The sequence below is a fragment of the Curtobacterium sp. L6-1 genome (assembly GCF_018885305.1).
GTDB classification, from domain to species: domain Bacteria; phylum Actinomycetota; class Actinomycetes; order Actinomycetales; family Microbacteriaceae; genus Curtobacterium; species Curtobacterium aetherium.
Genome location: NZ_CP076544.1, coordinates 652,142 through 668,933 on the forward strand (window position 1 = coordinate 652,142; position 16,792 = coordinate 668,933).

12 protein-coding genes are annotated in these 16,792 nt (G+C 72.7%); 6 read left to right on the top strand and 6 right to left on the bottom strand.

Annotated features, from left to right (window positions below):
* Positions 1–9 precede the first annotated feature (9 nt).
* Complete coding sequence (rfbA, locus tag KM842_RS03095; RefSeq protein ID WP_216260861.1) at positions 10–873, top strand: glucose-1-phosphate thymidylyltransferase RfbA; 864 nt, start codon at positions 10–12, stop codon at positions 871–873.
* Between the two features lie 2 nt (positions 874–875).
* Entirely contained in the window at positions 876–2,831 is a 1,956-nt protein-coding gene (locus tag KM842_RS03100; RefSeq protein WP_216260863.1) for a glycosyltransferase, read from the top strand.
* A gap of 75 nt (positions 2,832–2,906) precedes the next feature.
* On the opposite strand, the gene KM842_RS03105 is transcribed toward KM842_RS03100, so the two are convergent.
* The 6 genes from KM842_RS03105 to KM842_RS03130 all read right to left on the bottom strand — a co-directional run bounded on the left by KM842_RS03105 (position 2,907) and on the right by KM842_RS03130 (position 10,849).
* Complete coding sequence (locus KM842_RS03105; RefSeq protein ID WP_253206226.1) at positions 2,907–4,031, bottom strand: glycosyltransferase family 2 protein; 1,125 nt, start codon at positions 4,029–4,031, stop codon at positions 2,907–2,909.
* Positions 4,032–4,082: 51 nt separating this feature from the next.
* On the bottom strand, positions 4,083–4,946 hold the full coding sequence (locus KM842_RS03110) for a glycosyltransferase family 2 protein (RefSeq protein WP_216260864.1): 864 nt from the start codon (positions 4,944–4,946) through the stop codon (positions 4,083–4,085).
* Positions 4,943–6,070 (bottom strand): glycosyltransferase family 4 protein, encoded by a 1,128-nt coding sequence (locus tag KM842_RS03115; protein WP_253206227.1) that lies wholly within the window; start codon positions 6,068–6,070, stop codon positions 4,943–4,945. Before KM842_RS03115 ends, KM842_RS03110 begins: the two co-directional genes overlap by 4 nt.
* Before the next feature lies 1 nt (position 6,071).
* Complete coding sequence (locus tag KM842_RS03120) at positions 6,072–7,310, bottom strand: ABC transporter ATP-binding protein (protein WP_216260866.1); 1,239 nt, start codon at positions 7,308–7,310, stop codon at positions 6,072–6,074.
* Positions 7,311–7,314: 4 nt separating this feature from the next.
* Positions 7,315–8,211, bottom strand: coding sequence for an ABC transporter permease (locus KM842_RS03125; RefSeq protein ID WP_216260867.1), 897 nt, complete (start codon positions 8,209–8,211; stop codon positions 7,315–7,317).
* A gap of 70 nt (positions 8,212–8,281) precedes the next feature.
* Positions 8,282–10,849, bottom strand: a complete 2,568-nt coding sequence (locus KM842_RS03130; protein WP_216260869.1) for a glycosyltransferase — start codon at positions 10,847–10,849, stop codon at positions 8,282–8,284.
* A 131-nt stretch (positions 10,850–10,980) separates the two neighbouring features.
* Between KM842_RS03130 and KM842_RS03135 the strand changes: the two genes are divergently transcribed.
* The 4 genes from KM842_RS03135 to KM842_RS03150 all read left to right on the top strand — a co-directional run bounded on the left by KM842_RS03135 (position 10,981) and on the right by KM842_RS03150 (position 16,777).
* Entirely contained in the window at positions 10,981–12,015 is a 1,035-nt protein-coding gene (locus tag KM842_RS03135) for a glycosyltransferase family 2 protein (RefSeq protein WP_216260871.1), read from the top strand.
* Positions 12,016–12,263: 248 nt separating this feature from the next.
* The gene (locus KM842_RS03140) at positions 12,264–14,357 is read left to right on the top strand and encodes a hypothetical protein (RefSeq protein WP_216260873.1); all 2,094 of its coding nucleotides are present in this window, start codon (positions 12,264–12,266) and stop codon (positions 14,355–14,357) included.
* Between the two features lie 208 nt (positions 14,358–14,565).
* On the top strand, positions 14,566–15,984 hold the full coding sequence (locus KM842_RS03145) for a hypothetical protein (RefSeq protein WP_216260874.1): 1,419 nt from the start codon (positions 14,566–14,568) through the stop codon (positions 15,982–15,984).
* A 31-nt stretch (positions 15,985–16,015) separates the two neighbouring features.
* On the top strand, positions 16,016–16,777 hold the full coding sequence (locus tag KM842_RS03150; protein WP_216260876.1) for a polyprenol monophosphomannose synthase: 762 nt from the start codon (positions 16,016–16,018) through the stop codon (positions 16,775–16,777).
* Positions 16,778–16,792 lie beyond the last annotated feature (15 nt).

Consider the following 16,792-nt stretch of genomic DNA (forward strand, 5'->3'; position numbering starts at 1 on the left):
GGGGACCCGTTGAAGGGCATCATCCTCGCCGGGGGTTCCGGCACGCGCCTCTGGCCCATCACCAAGGGCATCTCGAAGCAGCTCATGCCGATCTACGACAAGCCGATGGTGTACTACCCGCTGTCGACGCTCATGATGGCCGGCATCCGCGAGGTCCTCGTCATCACGACCCCGGAGTACAACGACCAGTTCCGCGCGCTGCTCGGCGACGGGTCCGCGCTCGGCATGGACGTCCAGTACGCGGTGCAGCCCAGCCCGGACGGCCTCGCGCAGGCGTTCGTCATCGGTGAGGACTTCATCGGCGACGACAGCGTGGCGCTCGTCCTCGGGGACAACATCTTCCACGGCACCGGTCTCGGCACGAGCCTGCAGAAGAACACCACGGTGCAGGGCGCGACGATCTTCGCGTACCACGTCGCCGACCCGACGGCCTACGGCGTCGTCGAGTTCGACGACGACTTCACCGCGGTCTCCATCGAGGAGAAGCCGGCGCAGCCGAAGTCGAACTACGCCGTCCCGGGCCTGTACTTCTACGACAACGACGTCGTCGAGATCGCGAAGACCATCGAGCCGAGCGCCCGTGGCGAGCTCGAGATCTCGACCGTCAACGAGCGGTACCTCGAGGCGGGCTCACTCGGCGTCGAGGTCCTCGACCGCGGCACCGCGTGGCTCGACACCGGCACGTTCGAGTCGATGATGCAGGCGTCCGAGTACGTCAAGGTCATCGAGGACCGGCAGGGGCACAAGATCGGCTGCATCGAGGAGATCGCCTGGCGCAACGGGTGGATCGACGACGAGGCCCTCGCCGCCCTCGCCGCCCCGCTCGCCAAGAGCGGCTACGGCGTCTACCTGCAGAACCTCCTCCGCGGCTGACCGTGGCGATCCGCCGCCTGCTCCGCCGGGCCGGTGTCGCGGCCGACGGGACCACCGTCGGACGCGACGCCGCCGACGGGTCGGGGACGGGCCTCCCGGTCGACACGTCGCTCGCGCCGGCCCCGGTGGGGCCGGCGACGACCGACGGCACCGGGTTCGACGCGGTCGTGACGGTGGCCGAGGCCGCCTTCCGCCGCGGTGAGCACCTGCCGGCCGTCGCACGCCTGCGGGCAGCCGGGGCCGTGCGGGTGGTCGTCTCGGTGCACGACGTGCACGCCGGACCGACGAGCACGTACGCGCGCGTCGAGGACGGCGACGGCACGGTGGCCGCACGCCCGACCGTCGCGGCGACCTGGGGCGGTGCGGTGGCCGCTGCGCGCCCGCACCTGCGTGCCCCCGTGGTGCTCGTGCAGGACGCCGCGGTCGAGCTGCCGGAGGGCGCGGCCGAGGCCCTCGTCGCCGCGGTGGACGGATCCGGACCCGGCCGGGAGGCGGTGGTCGCCCTGCCCGTCGTCCGCACCGGTGACGACGTGGTCGCCAGTGCCGGCGCCGCGCTCGTCCGGGGGACCGCGCCGGTGGCGTCGCTCCTGCGCGGTCACCCGGCGGAGGACGCCGAGCGGCTGCCCGGACCCGACGCCGGACCACTCGCCGTCTTCGCGGCGGACGAACCCTGCTTCGCGGCCCGCACCGCTGCACTCGCCGTGCCGGTCCGCACCGTCGACACCCGCACCGCCGTCGCCCGCCTGACCCGCGACACCGCGGACGCCGCCGGCGGCACCTGCGTCGTCCTGCCGCTCGGTCGGGTGTACCGGCGCGCGGCCCTGCGCGAGCGCCGGATCGACACCGACGCCGCGGACGCCCTGCTCGTGTGGCGCGACCGGACCGACGACTCGGCGCACCGCGTGGCCGAGCGGCTCGGGTTCACCCTCGGGCTGGTCACCGCCGACCCCGCGGCCGCACCCGTGGCGCTCCGCGAACCGGTCCTGCGCGCCGAACGCGGTCCGGACCGCCTCGTGCTGGTCGACCGCGGGCAGCGGCTGCGCTGGTCGATCCGGACCGCCGCCCACCCCGGGCCGGGCGGGGACGACTGGGGCGACACGTTCTTCGCGCGGGACCTGGCCGCCGCCCTCCGGTCTCTCGGACAGGAGGTCGTGCTCGACCACCGCGAGTCGCACGTCCGGCCGCTGTCCGAGCACCTGGACGACGTCGCCCTGACCCTCCGCGGGCTCGACGACACCCCGGTCCACCCGACGGCCACGAACGTGCTCTGGGTGATCTCGCACCCGGACCGGGTCACCCCCGCCGAGCTCGCGCGCTACGACCTGCGCTTCGCCGCCGGACCGGTCTGGGCGACACGCACCACGGCCGCGACCGGGCTCGTCGTCGAGCCGCTCCTGCAGGCCACCGACCCGGCACGCTTCCACCCCGGACCGGTGGAGCGCGCGTACGCCGGACTCGACACGGCGTTCGTCGGCAAGACGCGCGAGGTCTTCCGGCCGGTGGTGCGGGACGCCCTCGCCGCCGGTGCCGATCTGGCCGTGTGGGGCGAGGGCTGGGAGGGCCTGCTGCCCGACGGCGTGCACCGGGGCGTCTTCGTGCCGAACGACGAACTGCCCGGCCTGTACCGCAGCGCGCGGGTGGTGCTCAACGACCACTGGGACGACATGGCGCGGGACGGGTTCGTGTCGAACCGGCTGTTCGACGCCGCGGCCTCGGGGGCGCTCGTCGTCACCGACCCGGTGCCGGGGGTGGCGGAGCTGTTCGGCGGTGCGGTGCGGCCGTACGCCGACGTCGCGGAGCTGCGGGCGCTGCTCGGCCGGGGCGACGCCGGCACCGCGTCGGAGCGTGAGGAGCGCAGGGCGGAGCGTGCCGAGCGCGGGGCGCGGATCGGTGCGGAGCACGCCTTCGTGCGCCGGGCGGAGCGGTTGCTCGACGCGGTGCGGCAGCAGCGGGGCTGACGCCGGGGGCGGCCGGCCGGTGCGCCGCGCAGCCGGCGGGCCCGGCCCGTCAGCGTCGGCCGGCCGCCGCGCGGCTCAGCGCTGGCGGAGCCGCCGGACGGTGTCCGAGGCCCGGTCCGCGAGCCGGACGACGCGGCGCCCCCGGAACGCCTCGACCTCGGCGCGCGCCGCCTCGGCTCGGTCGCGCTCGAACTGCACGGCCTCCCGCAGGGCGTGGGCGTTCCTCTCGGCTTCCTGCTGTGCGTCCTCGGCGGCGTCGATGCGGGCGTCCCGCGTCGCGATGGACCGGCCGAGCCCCTGCAGCGTCCGGAACTCGTCCTCGGGCACCAGGCGGTCGGGCGTGCCGTCGAGCGCGGTCGACCCGGCCCGGCGGAGGACCTCGGCGACGGTGTCGTCACGGGTGAAGGGTCCCGCCGCCGCCTCGTCGTCGGTGACGAAGCGGAGCGCGAAGACCGACCGCAGGACGCCCTCGTGCAGGCGGCGGTGGTCGCGCATGCCGTGGTGGCGCGGGCTGGGGGTGAGGGCCGGGTTCTCCTCGTAGGCACGACCGCTCACCTCGACGCGGTGGGCGTACTGCTCCCAGGAGCGCCACGGCAGGTGCAGCACCTCGAGCGCCAGGGCCGTGGGCACCGGGGCACCGTTCTCCACGCTCACGCGGTGGTTGCCCTGCACGACCACGACCGACGGGTCGCCGACGTGCACGGCGTTGGCGGTGGGGTGGGCGATCAGACCGGCCGCGCGGAGCTCGTCGACCGAGCGCTCGTCGCGCCAGTGCAGACGCTCCAAGCCGGCGCCGGTCTCGGCCATCGCTCCCGTGAGGTTCACGACGGGCACGGTGAACGCCCCGACGGCGGGGTCGAGCTGCTCGAACACTCGGCGGACGGTCAGGGCCCGGTCGACCGGCACGATGAACTCGTCGGCGTCCGCGTTCACCACCCAGTCGGCGTGGTGGCGTGCTGCGGCGTCGCGGGCCATGCCGGTGACGACCGACCCCTGCTGCTTGCGGTGCACCGGATCGTGCCGGAGGTCGACGGTGACGTCGTCACGCGCGGCGAACGCCTCGAGGAGGGCGGTCGTGCCGTCCACCGAGCCGTTGTCGGTGATGACGAACACGTCGAAGCCCTGGGCGACGTGGTGGTCGAGCCAGGCGGGGATGACGTCCGCTTCGTCGCGGACCATCAGGGTGACGGCGAGGATCATGTACAGCGCTCCGGTTCGGGAAGGGGAAGCTCCCTGAGAGGCTACCGGGGTTCAGCGGGTGTGCGTGGCGCGGGCCCGCACGGTCAGGGCGACCCGGAGCGCCAGCCGCAGCGGCGACAGCCACCACGCCGAGTACTTCTGCGCCAGGAAGCGGTAGGCGCTCTCGTGGTGGGCCCGACGCATCCGGTCCGAGGACCCCTGCGTCGCCGTGCCACCGACGTGCGTGGCGACCGCGGCGGGCTCGTACACGTTCCGGTAGCCCTGCCGGCCGATGCGCCAGCCGAGGTCGACGTCCTCGAAGTACATGAAGAAGCCCTCGTCGAAGCCGCCGAGCCGGTCGAACACGTCCCGCCGGACGAGCACGCAGGCCCCGGAGAGCCACCCGGCGTCCCGACGGCCGGTGTGGTCGCCGTCCTGCCGGTACCGCTTCGTCCACGGGTTGCCCTGCCAGACGTTCGCGAACACCGCGTGGCCGAGGCCGGTGCGGAGCGAGGGCACGAGCCGCGCGGACGGGTACACCTGCCCGTCGGTCTCGAGCAGCTTCGGGCCCACGGCGCCGATCGTCGGGTCGGACTCGGCGGTTGCGATCATGCGGTCGAGGGCGTGCGGTTCGAGGACGACGTCCGGGTTCGACACGAGCACCCACCGCACGTCGGGGGAGAGCGTCGCGACGGCCCGGTTGACGGCGGCCCCGTACCCGAGGTTCGCCCCGACGGCGACGAAGCGCGCCCCGGCGTCCTCGGTGACGGCGCGGAGGTGCGCGGCCGACGCGGACTCGTTGTCGGCGACGACCACCTCGACGTCCCGGTCGCTGGCCGCCGCGGTCGACGCGAGGAACGGCGGCAGGACGTCGTCCGAGTTGTACGAGACGGTGACGATCGCGGCGCGGCCCGGCGTCCGGTGCTCCTCGGTCATGCGTAGACCCCCAGGTGCACCGCGGCGCACGCCGCCCAGGTGAAGCCGGCGGCGCGACGGCGTGCCCGCTCGACCCGCTCGGCACGGACCGACGGCGCGTCAGCCAGCAGCGCGGCGAGGGCTTCGGCGATCGGCCCGGCGTCCGGCTCCGTGTAGGTCACCGCGTCGCCGCCGATCTCGGGGATCGCGAGACGGTCGGTCGTGAGGACGTCGGCACCCGAGGCCATCGCCTCGAGCACCGGCAGGCCGAAACCCTCGGCCGTGCTCGGGTAGACGACCACGCGGGCGCCCCCGAGGAACGCGCGGAGTTCGTCGATCGGCAGGTACCCGAGGTAGCGGAGCGGCGCTCCGGGCTCGTCGCCGGCGGCGGTGAGCTCCCGTCGCGCGGCGTCGTCCCATCCGAGTCCACCGGCGACGAGCAGCGTCGGGGGCTCGGGTCCGTCGCCGGCCCGGAGCGCCCGGTGCGCGGCGATGAGCTGCGGCACGCGCTTGCGGGGTTCCACGGTGCCGAGGAAGGCGATCCAGTCGTCGTCGCCGAGGTCGTGCGCGGCCCGGAACGCCGCGGTCTCGGCCGGCGTCGGGGCACGGAACAGGTCGCGGTCGACGCCGAGGTGCGCGACGACCGTCGGTCGCCGCGCGGCACCGGCGAGGCGGTCGAGCTCGCGCACGGTCGCCGCGCTCGGCGCGACCGTGCCGCGGGCCAGGCGACGGGCCAGGCGCGTCCAGGTCCGGAAGAACGCGACCTTGAGCCGCGAGTGCGCGGCCGGGTCCGAGAAGAAGGTCGCGTCGTGCAGCGTCACGACGGTCCGGGAGGCCCGGATCACCGGGAACGTGTAGTGCGGGCTGTGCAGGACCCGCGCCCCCACCCGCCGGGCGGCGGCCGGCAGGCCGACCTGCTCCCAGACCAGGCGCAGCGGTCGCGACGCCGTCCACCCCGGCGCCGCGCGGTACCGGTGCCCCGGGGCCGTCGTGCGGAGCCAGTCGAGGTCGGCGGGCTTCACGACGACGTCGACGGACGTGTCCTGCTCCGCCAGGCCCTGCAGGAGGCCGGCGATGTACCGCGCGACACCGCCGCGGTTCGGGGGGATCGAGGTGGCGTCGACGAGCACGGGCAGCGCCCCCACGTCAGCCGACCTGGCGCTCGGTGGTCCGCGTCCAGGCGATGCCGGACTGCGTGTCCTCGTCCACGACGACGAAGCGGGCCGCCTCGCGCTGGATGACGATGTGCTCGCCGTTCGGCTTGGCGAGGAACACGTGCACGAAGTACTGGCCACCGCCGAGCCGCAGGTCGTGCAGGTGCCACTCGACGGTCGCCGTGCCGCGCAGGGGGTCGTGGACGACCTGCGACTGGCGGCTGTCCATGCCGAACGCGGGGTGCCCGAGGTGCGTCTCGATCTTGATGCCGGCACGCCACTCGGGCAGGACCGTCGCGTGCGAGAAGGTCGCGCGGACCACGAGGTCGTCGCCGTGCTCGTGGTCGGCGCCGGCGGGCTTGCCGGGGATCTCGAGTTCGACGTGCTCGACCTTGCCGGGGTTCGCGTCCTCGTCCGGGTGGGTCGCCTCGACCTCGGCGACGCGGCGGTCCTCGAGGATGTCGCGGAAGTTCTTCACCGCGAGCCGGGCCGAGCCCTGGAACATGACCTCGCCGTGGTGCAGGACGACGGCGGAGTCGCAGAGTTCCTGCACCTGGCCGAGGGAGTGCGACACGAGGATGATCGTGCGGCCCTGCTCCTGGAACTCGCGGATCTTGTCGAGGCACTTCTTCTGGAACTGCTCGTCGCCGACGGCCAGGACCTCGTCGACCAGCAGGACGTCGGGGTCGGTGTTGATCGCGACGGCGAAGGCGAGCCGCACGTACATGCCGGACGAGTAGAACTTCACCTGGGTGTCGATGAAGTCGCCGATGCCGGAGAACTGCAGGATGTCCTCGAAGCGGGCTTCGGTCTCCTCCTGCGTCTGGCCGAGGATCGCCGCGTTCAGGTAGACGTTCTCGCGGCCGGTCAGGTCGGGGTGGAAGCCGGCGCCGAGCTCGATGAGGGCGGCGAGACGGCCGCGGCGCTCGACGGAGCCGGTGGTCGGTTCGAGGATGCCGCCGATGGTCTTCAGCAGCGTCGACTTGCCGGAGCCGTTCGGCCCGAGCAGACCGATCGTGGTGCCGGCGGGGATGTCCAGGCTGACGTCCTTGAGCGCCCAGAAGTCCTCGCTGTGCCGACGCCCGGCGCGACCGAGCGTGACGACGCGTTCCTTGAGCGAGTTGTCCTTGCGGATCGTGAACCGCTTCGAGACGTTCCGCACCGTGACGACGGCGGGGGCGTCCGCGAACGGCGAGGTCGTGGCCTGGGTGCGCTCGTTGTCGATGGTCATCGGATCAGATCTCCTGCGCGAAGTTGCCCTGCAGCTTCGCGAAGACGCGCTGGCAGAGGGCGAGGGCGACGAGGCCGACGGCGGCGGCGATGCCGAGCCGGAGCAGCAGGTCGGCGGGGTACTGCGCGTCGCTGCCCGCGGTCCAGAACGCCCGGTGGATGCCGAGCACGGCGAGCGTGATCGGGTTGGCCGTGTACAGGTCGAGCAGCCACGAGCTCGCGGCCTTCGACACCATCTGCCAGCTGTAGACGATGGGGGAGCCCCACATGAGCAGGAGCACGAGCACCTCGACGAGGTACTGCATGTCGCGCAGGTACACGTTGGCCGCCGCGAGCAGGAGCGCGAGCGCGGTGGCCCAGATGAGGATGACGAGCGTCGCGGGGAAGAAGTAGAGCAGGTCCGGCCGGATCCAGTCGAAGCCGCTCTGCAGGATCGCGGCGGCCAGGAGCACGACGAGCTGCACGCCGAAGTTGAACAGCGCGGCGCCGACGCTCGCGAGCGGGTAGATCTCGCGCGGCAGGTAGACCTTCTTGATGAGTCCGCCGTTCGACACGATGGACGCGGTGCCGGACGCCACGATCTCGCTGAACAGCCCGTAGAGCGTCAGCCCCGAGAACACGTAGATCGCGAACTCCGGGATGTTCCGCGAGGCGCCGAGGATCTGCCCGAGCACGAAGTAGTAGATCGCCAGCTGCACGAGCGGACGGATGAGCGTCCACGCGAAGCCCAGCGCGCTGTCCTTGTACCGGGACTTGAGGTCACGGCGGATGAGCAGGTCGAGCAGCTGCCGGTGGGCGACGACCTCGCGGATCGACCCGAGCACCGCGGTGGCGGGACGACCGGCGGGGGCCATGCGCTCCTGACGGAGACGCTCGAACCGCTCGCTGACGATGTTGCTCATGGGTTCCTTCGGTTCTCGACGCGCGACGACGGACAACTGTACATCTGCGGTCGGGGACGACCGCCGGGCGTCAGCGGCCGTTCTTGCTCTCGCGCATGATGCGCACCCGGTTCTGCACCTTGTCCCGAAGACCGGACAGGCCGTTCTGTCGGAGGTACCAGGTGGCCAGGCGCACGTCGCGGGTGATCCCGTGCCGGCTGTTCGCGATCTCGTGGAACTGCATCTCGCGCTGTCGGGCGGGGCTGAGCGCCACCCGCGGACGGCTGCCGGCGGCGACCGAACCGGCCGGGACGGCGGCGTCGTGCGCGCGGTCGGCGGCGACCTGCGGGTCCTTGCAGAACTCGACGAGCGGTGCGAGCGCACGCTCCCACGTGAAGTCCTGGCGGACACGGCTGACGGCGGCTCGGGCGGCCGCGGCAGCCTCGGGGTCGTACAGCATCGACTCGAGTGCGGCGGCGAGGGCGTCGACGTCCCGCTCCTTGACGGCCACGCCCATGCCCTCGGCCGCGACGAGGTCCCCGAAGCTGTCGCCGTCGGTCGTGACGATCGGCAGGTTCGCCCACATGTAGTCGAGGATCCGGGTGCGGAACGAGAACGTCGTCTCGATGTGCGCGAAGTGCGTGCTCACGCCGGCATCCGCCTCGAGCAGGTAGTTCTGGCGGTCGTCGAGCGCGACCCACTGCTCGTTGAAGAACACGTGCTTGCCGGTCAGGCCGAGCTGGTCGCTGATCCGACGGGTCTCGGCGACGATGGCCATCTCGGGCACGTCCGGGTTCGGGTGCGCGACGCCGAGGAAGAACAGCCGGATGTCGTCGTGCCGCTCGGCGACCTGCGCGATCGCCCGGACGAGCGACGGGGTGTCGAACCAGTTGTAGATGCCGCCGCCCCAGATGACGACCTTGTCGTCGGCGCCGATGCCGGGCGTGACGCCGCGGATCGCGGTGCGCTCGTGCTGCGGCGGCTTCGAGTCCATGCCGAACGGCGCGATCGCGATGAGCTTGTTCAGGTTGTCGTCGGCCAGGTAGTTGTCCGGGTTCACGCGGCCCACGGCGGCGAGCTGCCCGAGCCAGAACAGCCGCTGCCGCTCGGAGGCGCAGAGGAAGAAGTCCCCGCGCTCGAGCTGGGCGTTGATGACCTCGGTGGTGCTGGTGACCTGGTTGCGCCAGCCGACGTCGCCGTTGTCCCGCGCCTGCTCGAGCTGCTCGAGGTGCATCGGGTCGTAGAGGTCGACGACCATGATCTTGTTCGACTTCTGCAGGGTCGTGAAGTGGTGGAGCGCGTAGCCCTGGAAGAAGATGACGTCCGCCCACTCCTCGTGCTCCCGCATCGCGCGCTCGTGCTGGAGCGGGACACGGCTCACCTCGAAGGCGTCGGACTTCCGGTTCGCGACGTTCCAGGTGACCAGGCGCACGTCGTTGTCGGGCGCGAGCGCCTCGGCGATCTTCCACGCCCGCATGCCCGGGCCGGCCATCTTCTCGCCCAGGGCGTCACCGGTGATGACGAGCACCTTCGTGCGGTGCATCGGCGCCTCGACGTCGAAGGCCTCGAGGATCGCGCGGTAGCCCTCGAGGAAGTAGCCGTCCTCGAACAGCGGCTTGAAGGCGTCGCCGAACAGCCGGAACACGTCCTTGTCGCTCCGCACGCGCTCGGACTGGATGCGCCGGCGCTCCTCGCTGAGCCGGGGGAGGTCGGCGACGAACTGGTCGAGCGCGAAGAAGCCGGCGACGGTCTCCTTCGAGATCGAGGTCAGGGTGTCGAACTCGTCCGGGGCCCCGGTGAAGCGCCGGATGTCGAACTCCTCGGAGTCCCGACCGCTCTTCGCCACGGCACGGCGGGCGAGCAGCGCGAGGGCCGCCGGCAGGAAGACGCCGAGGTTCTCGTCCGACAGGTTCTTGTAGAGCAGGTGCAGGGCGTTCCGCTCGAGCAGGTACATCTCGCGGTGGTCGCCGAACGACTTCATCGAGCCGTGGTGCTTGTGGAAGACCACGGAGCGCGGGGCGAACCGCACCCGGTAGCCGAGCAGGTTGAGGCGCCAGCCGAGGTCCACGTCGTCGTAGAACATGAACAGGCCCTCGTCGAACCCGCCGACCTCGAGGAAGACGTCGCGGCGGACGAACAGCGCCGAGCCGGTGCCGAAGAGCAGGTCCTGGGGCTCGTCGAAGCGGCCGTCGTCCACCTCGGCGATGTGGTTCTTGTAGCCCATCCCGAACCAGCTCAGGCCGGACTCGACGAAGTCGATCGTCTTGCCCTCCCAGTCGAGGACCTTGCTGGCGACCGCGGCGACCCGGGGGCTCGGCGCGAACCCGGCCACGCCCTCCTTGATCCACGCCTGGTCGGGCTTGGCGTCGTTGTTGAGGAACGCGACGACGTCGCCGGTCGCCTCGCGCGCGCCGAGGTTGCTGCCGCCGGTGAAGCCGAGGTTCTCGGGGGAGACGATGATGCGCACGTTCGGCCGGTCACCGAGGGCCGCGCGCAGGCGGGTCTCGCTGTCGTCGCCGGAGCCGTTCTCGACGACGACGATCTCGAGCCGGTCCGCCGGCCAGTCGACCTCGGTCAGGCGGGCGATGCACTCGAGGGTGTCGTCCGTCCCGCGGAAGTTGATGACGACGACGGACACGCGGGGCGCGAAGGTGGACATGGATCGACTCCGTACATCGGCTTGCGGGGCTGCCTGCAGAGGCGGCACCACTGTAGCGGACCGACCCCTGACGGCCTGCGGTGTCCGGACCGTCCGGCGACCGTCCGTCGTCGTGCTGGGAAGATGGCCCCGTGGACGTCTCCGTCATCATCGTCGACTGGCACCAGCCCGAGCTCACCCGGCGGGCGGTCGCCTCGGTCCTGTCGCAGCGCGTCGACGCCGAGGTCGAGGTGGTGCTCGTCGTGAACGAGGCCGACGACCGGGCCGTCGCGGCCTACCGCGCCGACCTGCCGTCCGTGGTGGTGGTCCCCGAGCGCGGGAACGCGGGCTTCGCGGGCGGGGTCGCCCGGGGGATCGCCGCGTCGACCGGTGACGTGGTCGTGCTCCTCAACAACGACGCGGTGGCCGACCACGGGTTCCTCGACCGCGGGCTCGCCGTCCTGGCCGCGGGTGGTCCGCAGGTCGCGGCCGTCGCGGCGACCGCGGTCCTCGAGGGCCGCTTCGCCCCGTCCCCGGCGTCGGCGCCCCGGTCCGACGCCGACCTCGTCGCGGCGGACGGTCGACGCTGGCGCCGGGTCGAGGACGGCGGCGTCACGCTCGTCAACGGCACCGGGGTCGTGCTGGACCGCTCCGGCAACGGCCGCGACCGGGACTGGCTCCGTCCGATCGACGACGCCCCGGAGTCGGCGCCGCTGTTCGGCTTCTCCGGGGGAGCGGCCTTCCTCCGCCGGGACGCACTCGAGCGGGTGGGCGGCTTCGACGAGTCCCTCTTCATGTACTACGAGGACCTCGACGTCGCGTGGCGCCTCCGCCTCGCCGGCTACGCGGTCCGCGCCGCTCCGGACGCCGTCGTGGTGCACCGGCACGCGGCGAGCTCGGACAGCAGCGGTCCGCTGGTCCGGTCCCAGAGCATGCGCAACCGCCTGGTGGTCACGGCCCGGAACGGCTCCAGGGGCATGCTCCTCCGGGTCCTGGTCCGGACCGTGGGACGCCTGGCCCGCGACCTGGTGCGGCCCGGGTCGGCGCAGCTCGCGCCGTCGGCGTGGTGGCGGCTCTGCCGGGAGGCCCCTGCCGCACTCCGTCGTGCCCGTCGCCTCCGCCGTGCGGACGGACACGACGCGGCGGCACGTCGCCGCGTCGAGGCGACGCTCGACACCGTCGCCTGAGCGGGTGCACAGGGGCGCCGCACGCGCCCGCGGGTGCACGTCGGCGCCGTAGGGCCCGGAACGGCGGGGTGGCGCGCCGGGGCCGGATCGGGCCTCCCGTTCGGGGGTCGTCCCGGGGGCTGTGTGATCACTGTGACGCAGGTAGTCTGCTGGGACGCGTGTGTCCCTACCGCCGTCCGGGGTCGGCCGGGGCGCCACCCGAACGCGCGTGTCCTGACCCCGTCGCCGCCACTCGAAAGGCCCCCGACGTGCAGAAGGTCGTCGCCATCCTCGCCAGCGTGCTCGCCGTCGCGAGCGTGCTCGTCGGGTTCCAGATCGCCGGACCGACGGCGGGCCAGGAGTCGGCCCGCGCCCTCAGCGGCTCGTCGTTCCAGGCCGGGAACATCATCTCCGACGCCAACTTCTACGCCGGCCGGTCGATGACCGTCGACCAGGTGCAGTCGTTCCTCAACGCGCAGGTGTCGTCCTGCACGAACAACGGGTGCCTCCGCAACGGTCGCTACTCGATGAACACCCGCAGCGCGGACGCCATGTGCGGGGCGGTCACCGGTGGGTCGTCGCTGTCGGCTGCGCAGATCCTCACGCGCGTCGGCGCCGCCTGCGGGATCAGCCCGAAGGTCATGCTCGTGACGCTGCAGAAGGAACAGGGACTCGTCACGAGCCGTGGCCCGTCGGCCGGCGTGCTCGAGCGCGCGATGGGCTACGCCTGCCCAGACAACGCCGGTGGGCACTGCGACCCCGCGTACGCCGGCGTCGGCAACCAGGTGTACTGGTCGGCCTGGCAGTGGAATCGCTACGGCAACCCGGCCGGCACGAGCAACTACTTCACGTGGTTCAACCCGGGCGCCACGCGCGCGATCCAGTACAACGTCCCGACCTCCTGCGGCACGAAGGCGGTCGCGGTGCAGAACAAGGCGACCGCCGCGCTGTACTACTACACGCCCTACACGCCGAACACCGCGGCGCTGAACAACCTCTACGGCACCGGTGACGGCTGCTCGGCCTACGGCAACCGGAACTTCTGGCGCATGTACAGCGACTGGTTCGGCTCGCCGACCGGTGCCGCCGTCCCCGCGACCACGGCCGCGGGCAACCTCGAGACCGTCACCCCGACCTACAACGCCGTCACCGTCGGCGGCTGGGCCCTGGACACCACCACGACGGCGAGCACCCGCGTCGAGGTCACCGTCGGCGGGAAGGCCTCCTCGGTCGTCGCCGCCGTGAAGCGTCCGGACGTCGCCCGCGCCTACCCGAAGTCCGGCGCGCTGCACGGCTTCTCGCAGCAGTTCACGGCCGCCCCGGGTCGGCAGGACGTCTGCGTGCAGGCGGTCGCCGCCGACGGCAGGACCCGGAAGGACCTCGGCTGCAAGACCGTCACGGTCCTCGACGGGTCCCCGTTCGGCTCGCTCGACGTCGCGAAGGCCGTGCCGACCGGTGTCGCCGTCAGCGGCTGGGCGATCGACCCGGAGACGAAGGCCTCGATCGGGGCGCACGTCCACGTCGACGGTCGACTGAAGCAGAAGCTCACCGCGAACCAGACCCGCACGGACGTCGCGAAGGCGCACCCGACCTACGGCTCGGCGCACGGGTTCTCAGCCACGGTGCCCACCGACGCCGGCTACCGGAAGGTCTGCGCCTACGGCATGGACGTCGGCGCAGGCAGGAACACCGTGGTGGGGGAGTGCCGCACCGTCGACGTGCCGGGCTCGCGACCGGTCGGGTCGCTCAACTCGGCGACCGTCTCGGGCTCGACCATCTCGCTGCGCGGCTGGGCGCTGGACGGCGACACCACCGCCTCCGTCCCGGTCGCGATCTCGGTCGACGGTGTGACGAAGCAGGTCCGCGCGGACGTCCCGCGCACCGACGTCGCCCGGCGCTACCCGGCGTACGGCCAGGCCCACGGCTTCGCGTACTCGGTCAAGGCCGCGAAGGGGACGCACGAGGTGTGCGTCACGGCACGGAACGTCGGCGCCGGCACCGCGGACCGCCAGATCCGCTGCACGAAGGTCACCGTGACGAACACGGCACCGACGGGCCGTCTCGACAGCGTCACCCCCGTCTCGCGGGCCGTGCAGGTCGGCGGCTGGGCGTTCGACGCCGACACCGCGAAGTCGCCCATCGCCGTCACGGTGACGGTGGACGGTGTCGCCACCCGCACCACCGCCTCCCAGAAGCGTGCCGACGTCGGCCGGGCGTACCCGTCCGCCGGCCCCGCGCACGGCTGGTCGGTGTCGATCCCGGCCCGGGCCGGGTCGCACACGGTCTGTGCCACGGCGGTCGACTCCGCCGGCGCGACCGGCACCGACACCGCCCTCGGCTGCCGGACGGTCACCGTCCGCTGACCGCTGACCGCTGACCGCTGACCGCCGCTTCGACGACGCCCGTCCCGCTCCCGGGGCGGGCATCGTCGCGTCCGGCACGGGGCCGTCGAGTTCGCCACCGGGGCCGCCGGGAGGCGCGGGACGGTTCCTGAACGGACGTCCGGGTGCCGACGCCGACACCCCGGCGACCGGCAGGGGCCGCGATGACGCGCTGTGAGAGGATCGTCCGGTGCTCGAGACCAGACCGCCCGCAGGCGACACGGCGGACGGCGCGCGGGACCTCCGACGGTCGCCGCGGCAGCTGGCCCTGCGCACCATCGTCCCGGTCGTGCTCTGGCTCGCCGTCTCGACTGCCGGGTGGGCGCGCCTGACGCCGGAGGTCCGCAACACCGTCTGGGCCGAGGACGGCAAGGTCTTCCTCGACCAGCAGGTGGACATGGGTGTCCTCGGCGCCCTGTTCCACGACTACGCCGGGTACCTGCACGTGGTGCCGCGCCTGGTCGTCGCCCTCGCGTCGCACGTCGGCTCGATCGACCGGTTCGCCGTCATGGTCACCCTGCTGTGCGTGCTCGTGACCGGCGCGGTCGGTGCCGCTGTCTACGTGCTCACCGAGGGGGTCCTGCGCTCGGTCGTCGCCCGGGTGCTGCTCGCCTTCGTGCCGGCGCTGATGCCGCTCGGACCGATCGAGATCCAGGCGAACACCGCCAACCTGCACTGGTTCCTCATGTTCCTGATGCCGTTCGCCCTCCTCACGCCGGTGCGGTCGTGGACGAAGGGCATCGTGCTCGGGGTCGTGACGCTCCTGGCCGGTCTGACCGAGATCCAGATCGTCGCGTTCTTCCCCCTCTTCCTGCTCGGCATCCGGAACCGGCGGCGGTGGCCCGTCATCCTCGGGTCGGTGCTCGGCGGCGGTGCCCAGGTCGTGACGACCCTGCTGCACCCGCGCGCGTCGGCACCCGTCCCGCACAACTCGCTCGCCGACCTGGTGCTCGGCTACGTGGTGGAACCGGTCGCCGGTGCCGCCACCTGGCGGATGGCCGACGTCGGGCAGGCGATCGCGTCCCACGGCCTCGCGGTCGTCCTCGTGCCGTTCGCACTGCTCGTCGTGCTCGTCGCGCTCGGCCTCTGGTTCGGCGTCGCCGGGCAGCGGTGGGTGCTCGCGTCGATGGTGTGGGGCTCCGCGGTGGTGTGGTTCGGCGGCACCGTCCTCAACCCGAACGCCATGCTCGCGTTCGCGCACTTCGGGCCGGCGGACTGGCCCGGCATCTGGACCTTCCGGTACACCGCCGCCGGGTCGCTGTGGGTCCTCGCGGGCGTCGTCGTGGTGGCCGACGTGGCACTCGGCCGCGCCCGGCTCGGCACCCTCGTGCCGTGGAGCCGCGGGGACGAGCGACCGACCCGGGCGAGCGTCTGGTCGGGGGTCGCCGGGCTCGCCCTGGCCCTCGCCGTCGTCGTGGTCGTCGCCGTGAACGCCTCCGTCCCCGCCGCCAACCGCCAGGGCGGCCCGATCTGGGACCAGCAGATCGACTCCTCGGAGACGACGTGTGCGCGCACGCCCTCCGCCGACGCGACGGTGCAGATCGCCCCGGGCCCCCAGTGGGCGTTCACCGTGCCCTGCGCCCTGATCGACCAGGACGACGCCCGCTGATCGCCGGCCGCCCTGAGAACCAGAGAGAGACATGACCAACAGCACCGACGCCCGCACGCTCGTGATCGTGCCGACCTACAACGAGGCCGAGAACGTCCACGACATCGCCGGGCGCATCCTCGAGACGGTCCCGACGGCGCACCTGCTCGTCGTCGACGACGGCAGTCCCGACGGCACCGGCGACCTCGTCGAGCAGATGGCGGCGACGGACGACCGCGTCCACCTGCTGCGTCGCGCCGGCAAGCTCGGCCTCGGCACCGCGTACGTCGCGGGGTTCCGCTGGGGCCTGGAGCGCGGGTTCGACCTGCTCACCGAGATGGACGCGGACGGCTCGCACCCCGCCGACCGCCTGCCGGCGCTCATCAGTGCCGTGCGGGACGCCGACCCCGCCGACGACGTCGTGCTCGCGATCGGCTCGCGCTGGATGCGCGGCGGCTCGGTCGTCGACTGGCCGAAGCGCCGCGAGTTCCTCAGCCGCGGGGCGAACACGTACGCCCGGCTGCTGCTCGGCATCAGGGTGCACGACATCACCGCCGGCTTCCGTGTCTACCGCGCGGACGCCATCGCCCGGATGGACCTCGGGTCGATCGACTCGAAGGGGTACTGCTTCCAGATCGACATGACGATCCGGGCGCACGACCTGGGCGGAGCGATCGTCGAGGTGCCGATCCGGTTCCGCGACCGCATCCACGGCGTCTCGAAGATGAGCAAGGACATCATCGTCGAGGCGATGGTGCGCACCACCCAGTGGGGGCTGCAGCGACGCTTCCGTCCGGGCGCGAAGCGGGTCTGACCGAGCCGGTCGGCC

Excerpts from the sequence above, each read along its gene's own strand:
- KM842_RS03110 (WP_216260864.1), bottom strand. The coding sequence starts at position 4,946 with ATGACCGAGGAGCACCGGACGCCGGGCCGCGCCGCGATCGTCACCGTC.
- KM842_RS03130 (WP_216260869.1), bottom strand. The coding sequence starts at position 10,849 with ATGTCCACCTTCGCGCCCCGCGTGTCCGTCGTCGTCATCAACTTCCGC.
- KM842_RS03120 (WP_216260866.1), bottom strand. The coding sequence starts at position 7,310 with ATGACCATCGACAACGAGCGCACCCAGGCCACGACCTCGCCGTTCGCG.
- KM842_RS03105 (WP_253206226.1), bottom strand. The coding sequence starts at position 4,031 with ATGATCCTCGCCGTCACCCTGATGGTCCGCGACGAAGCGGACGTCATC.
- KM842_RS03125 (WP_216260867.1), bottom strand. The coding sequence starts at position 8,211 with ATGAGCAACATCGTCAGCGAGCGGTTCGAGCGTCTCCGTCAGGAGCGC.
- KM842_RS03150 (WP_216260876.1), top strand. The coding sequence starts at position 16,016 with ATGACCAACAGCACCGACGCCCGCACGCTCGTGATCGTGCCGACCTAC.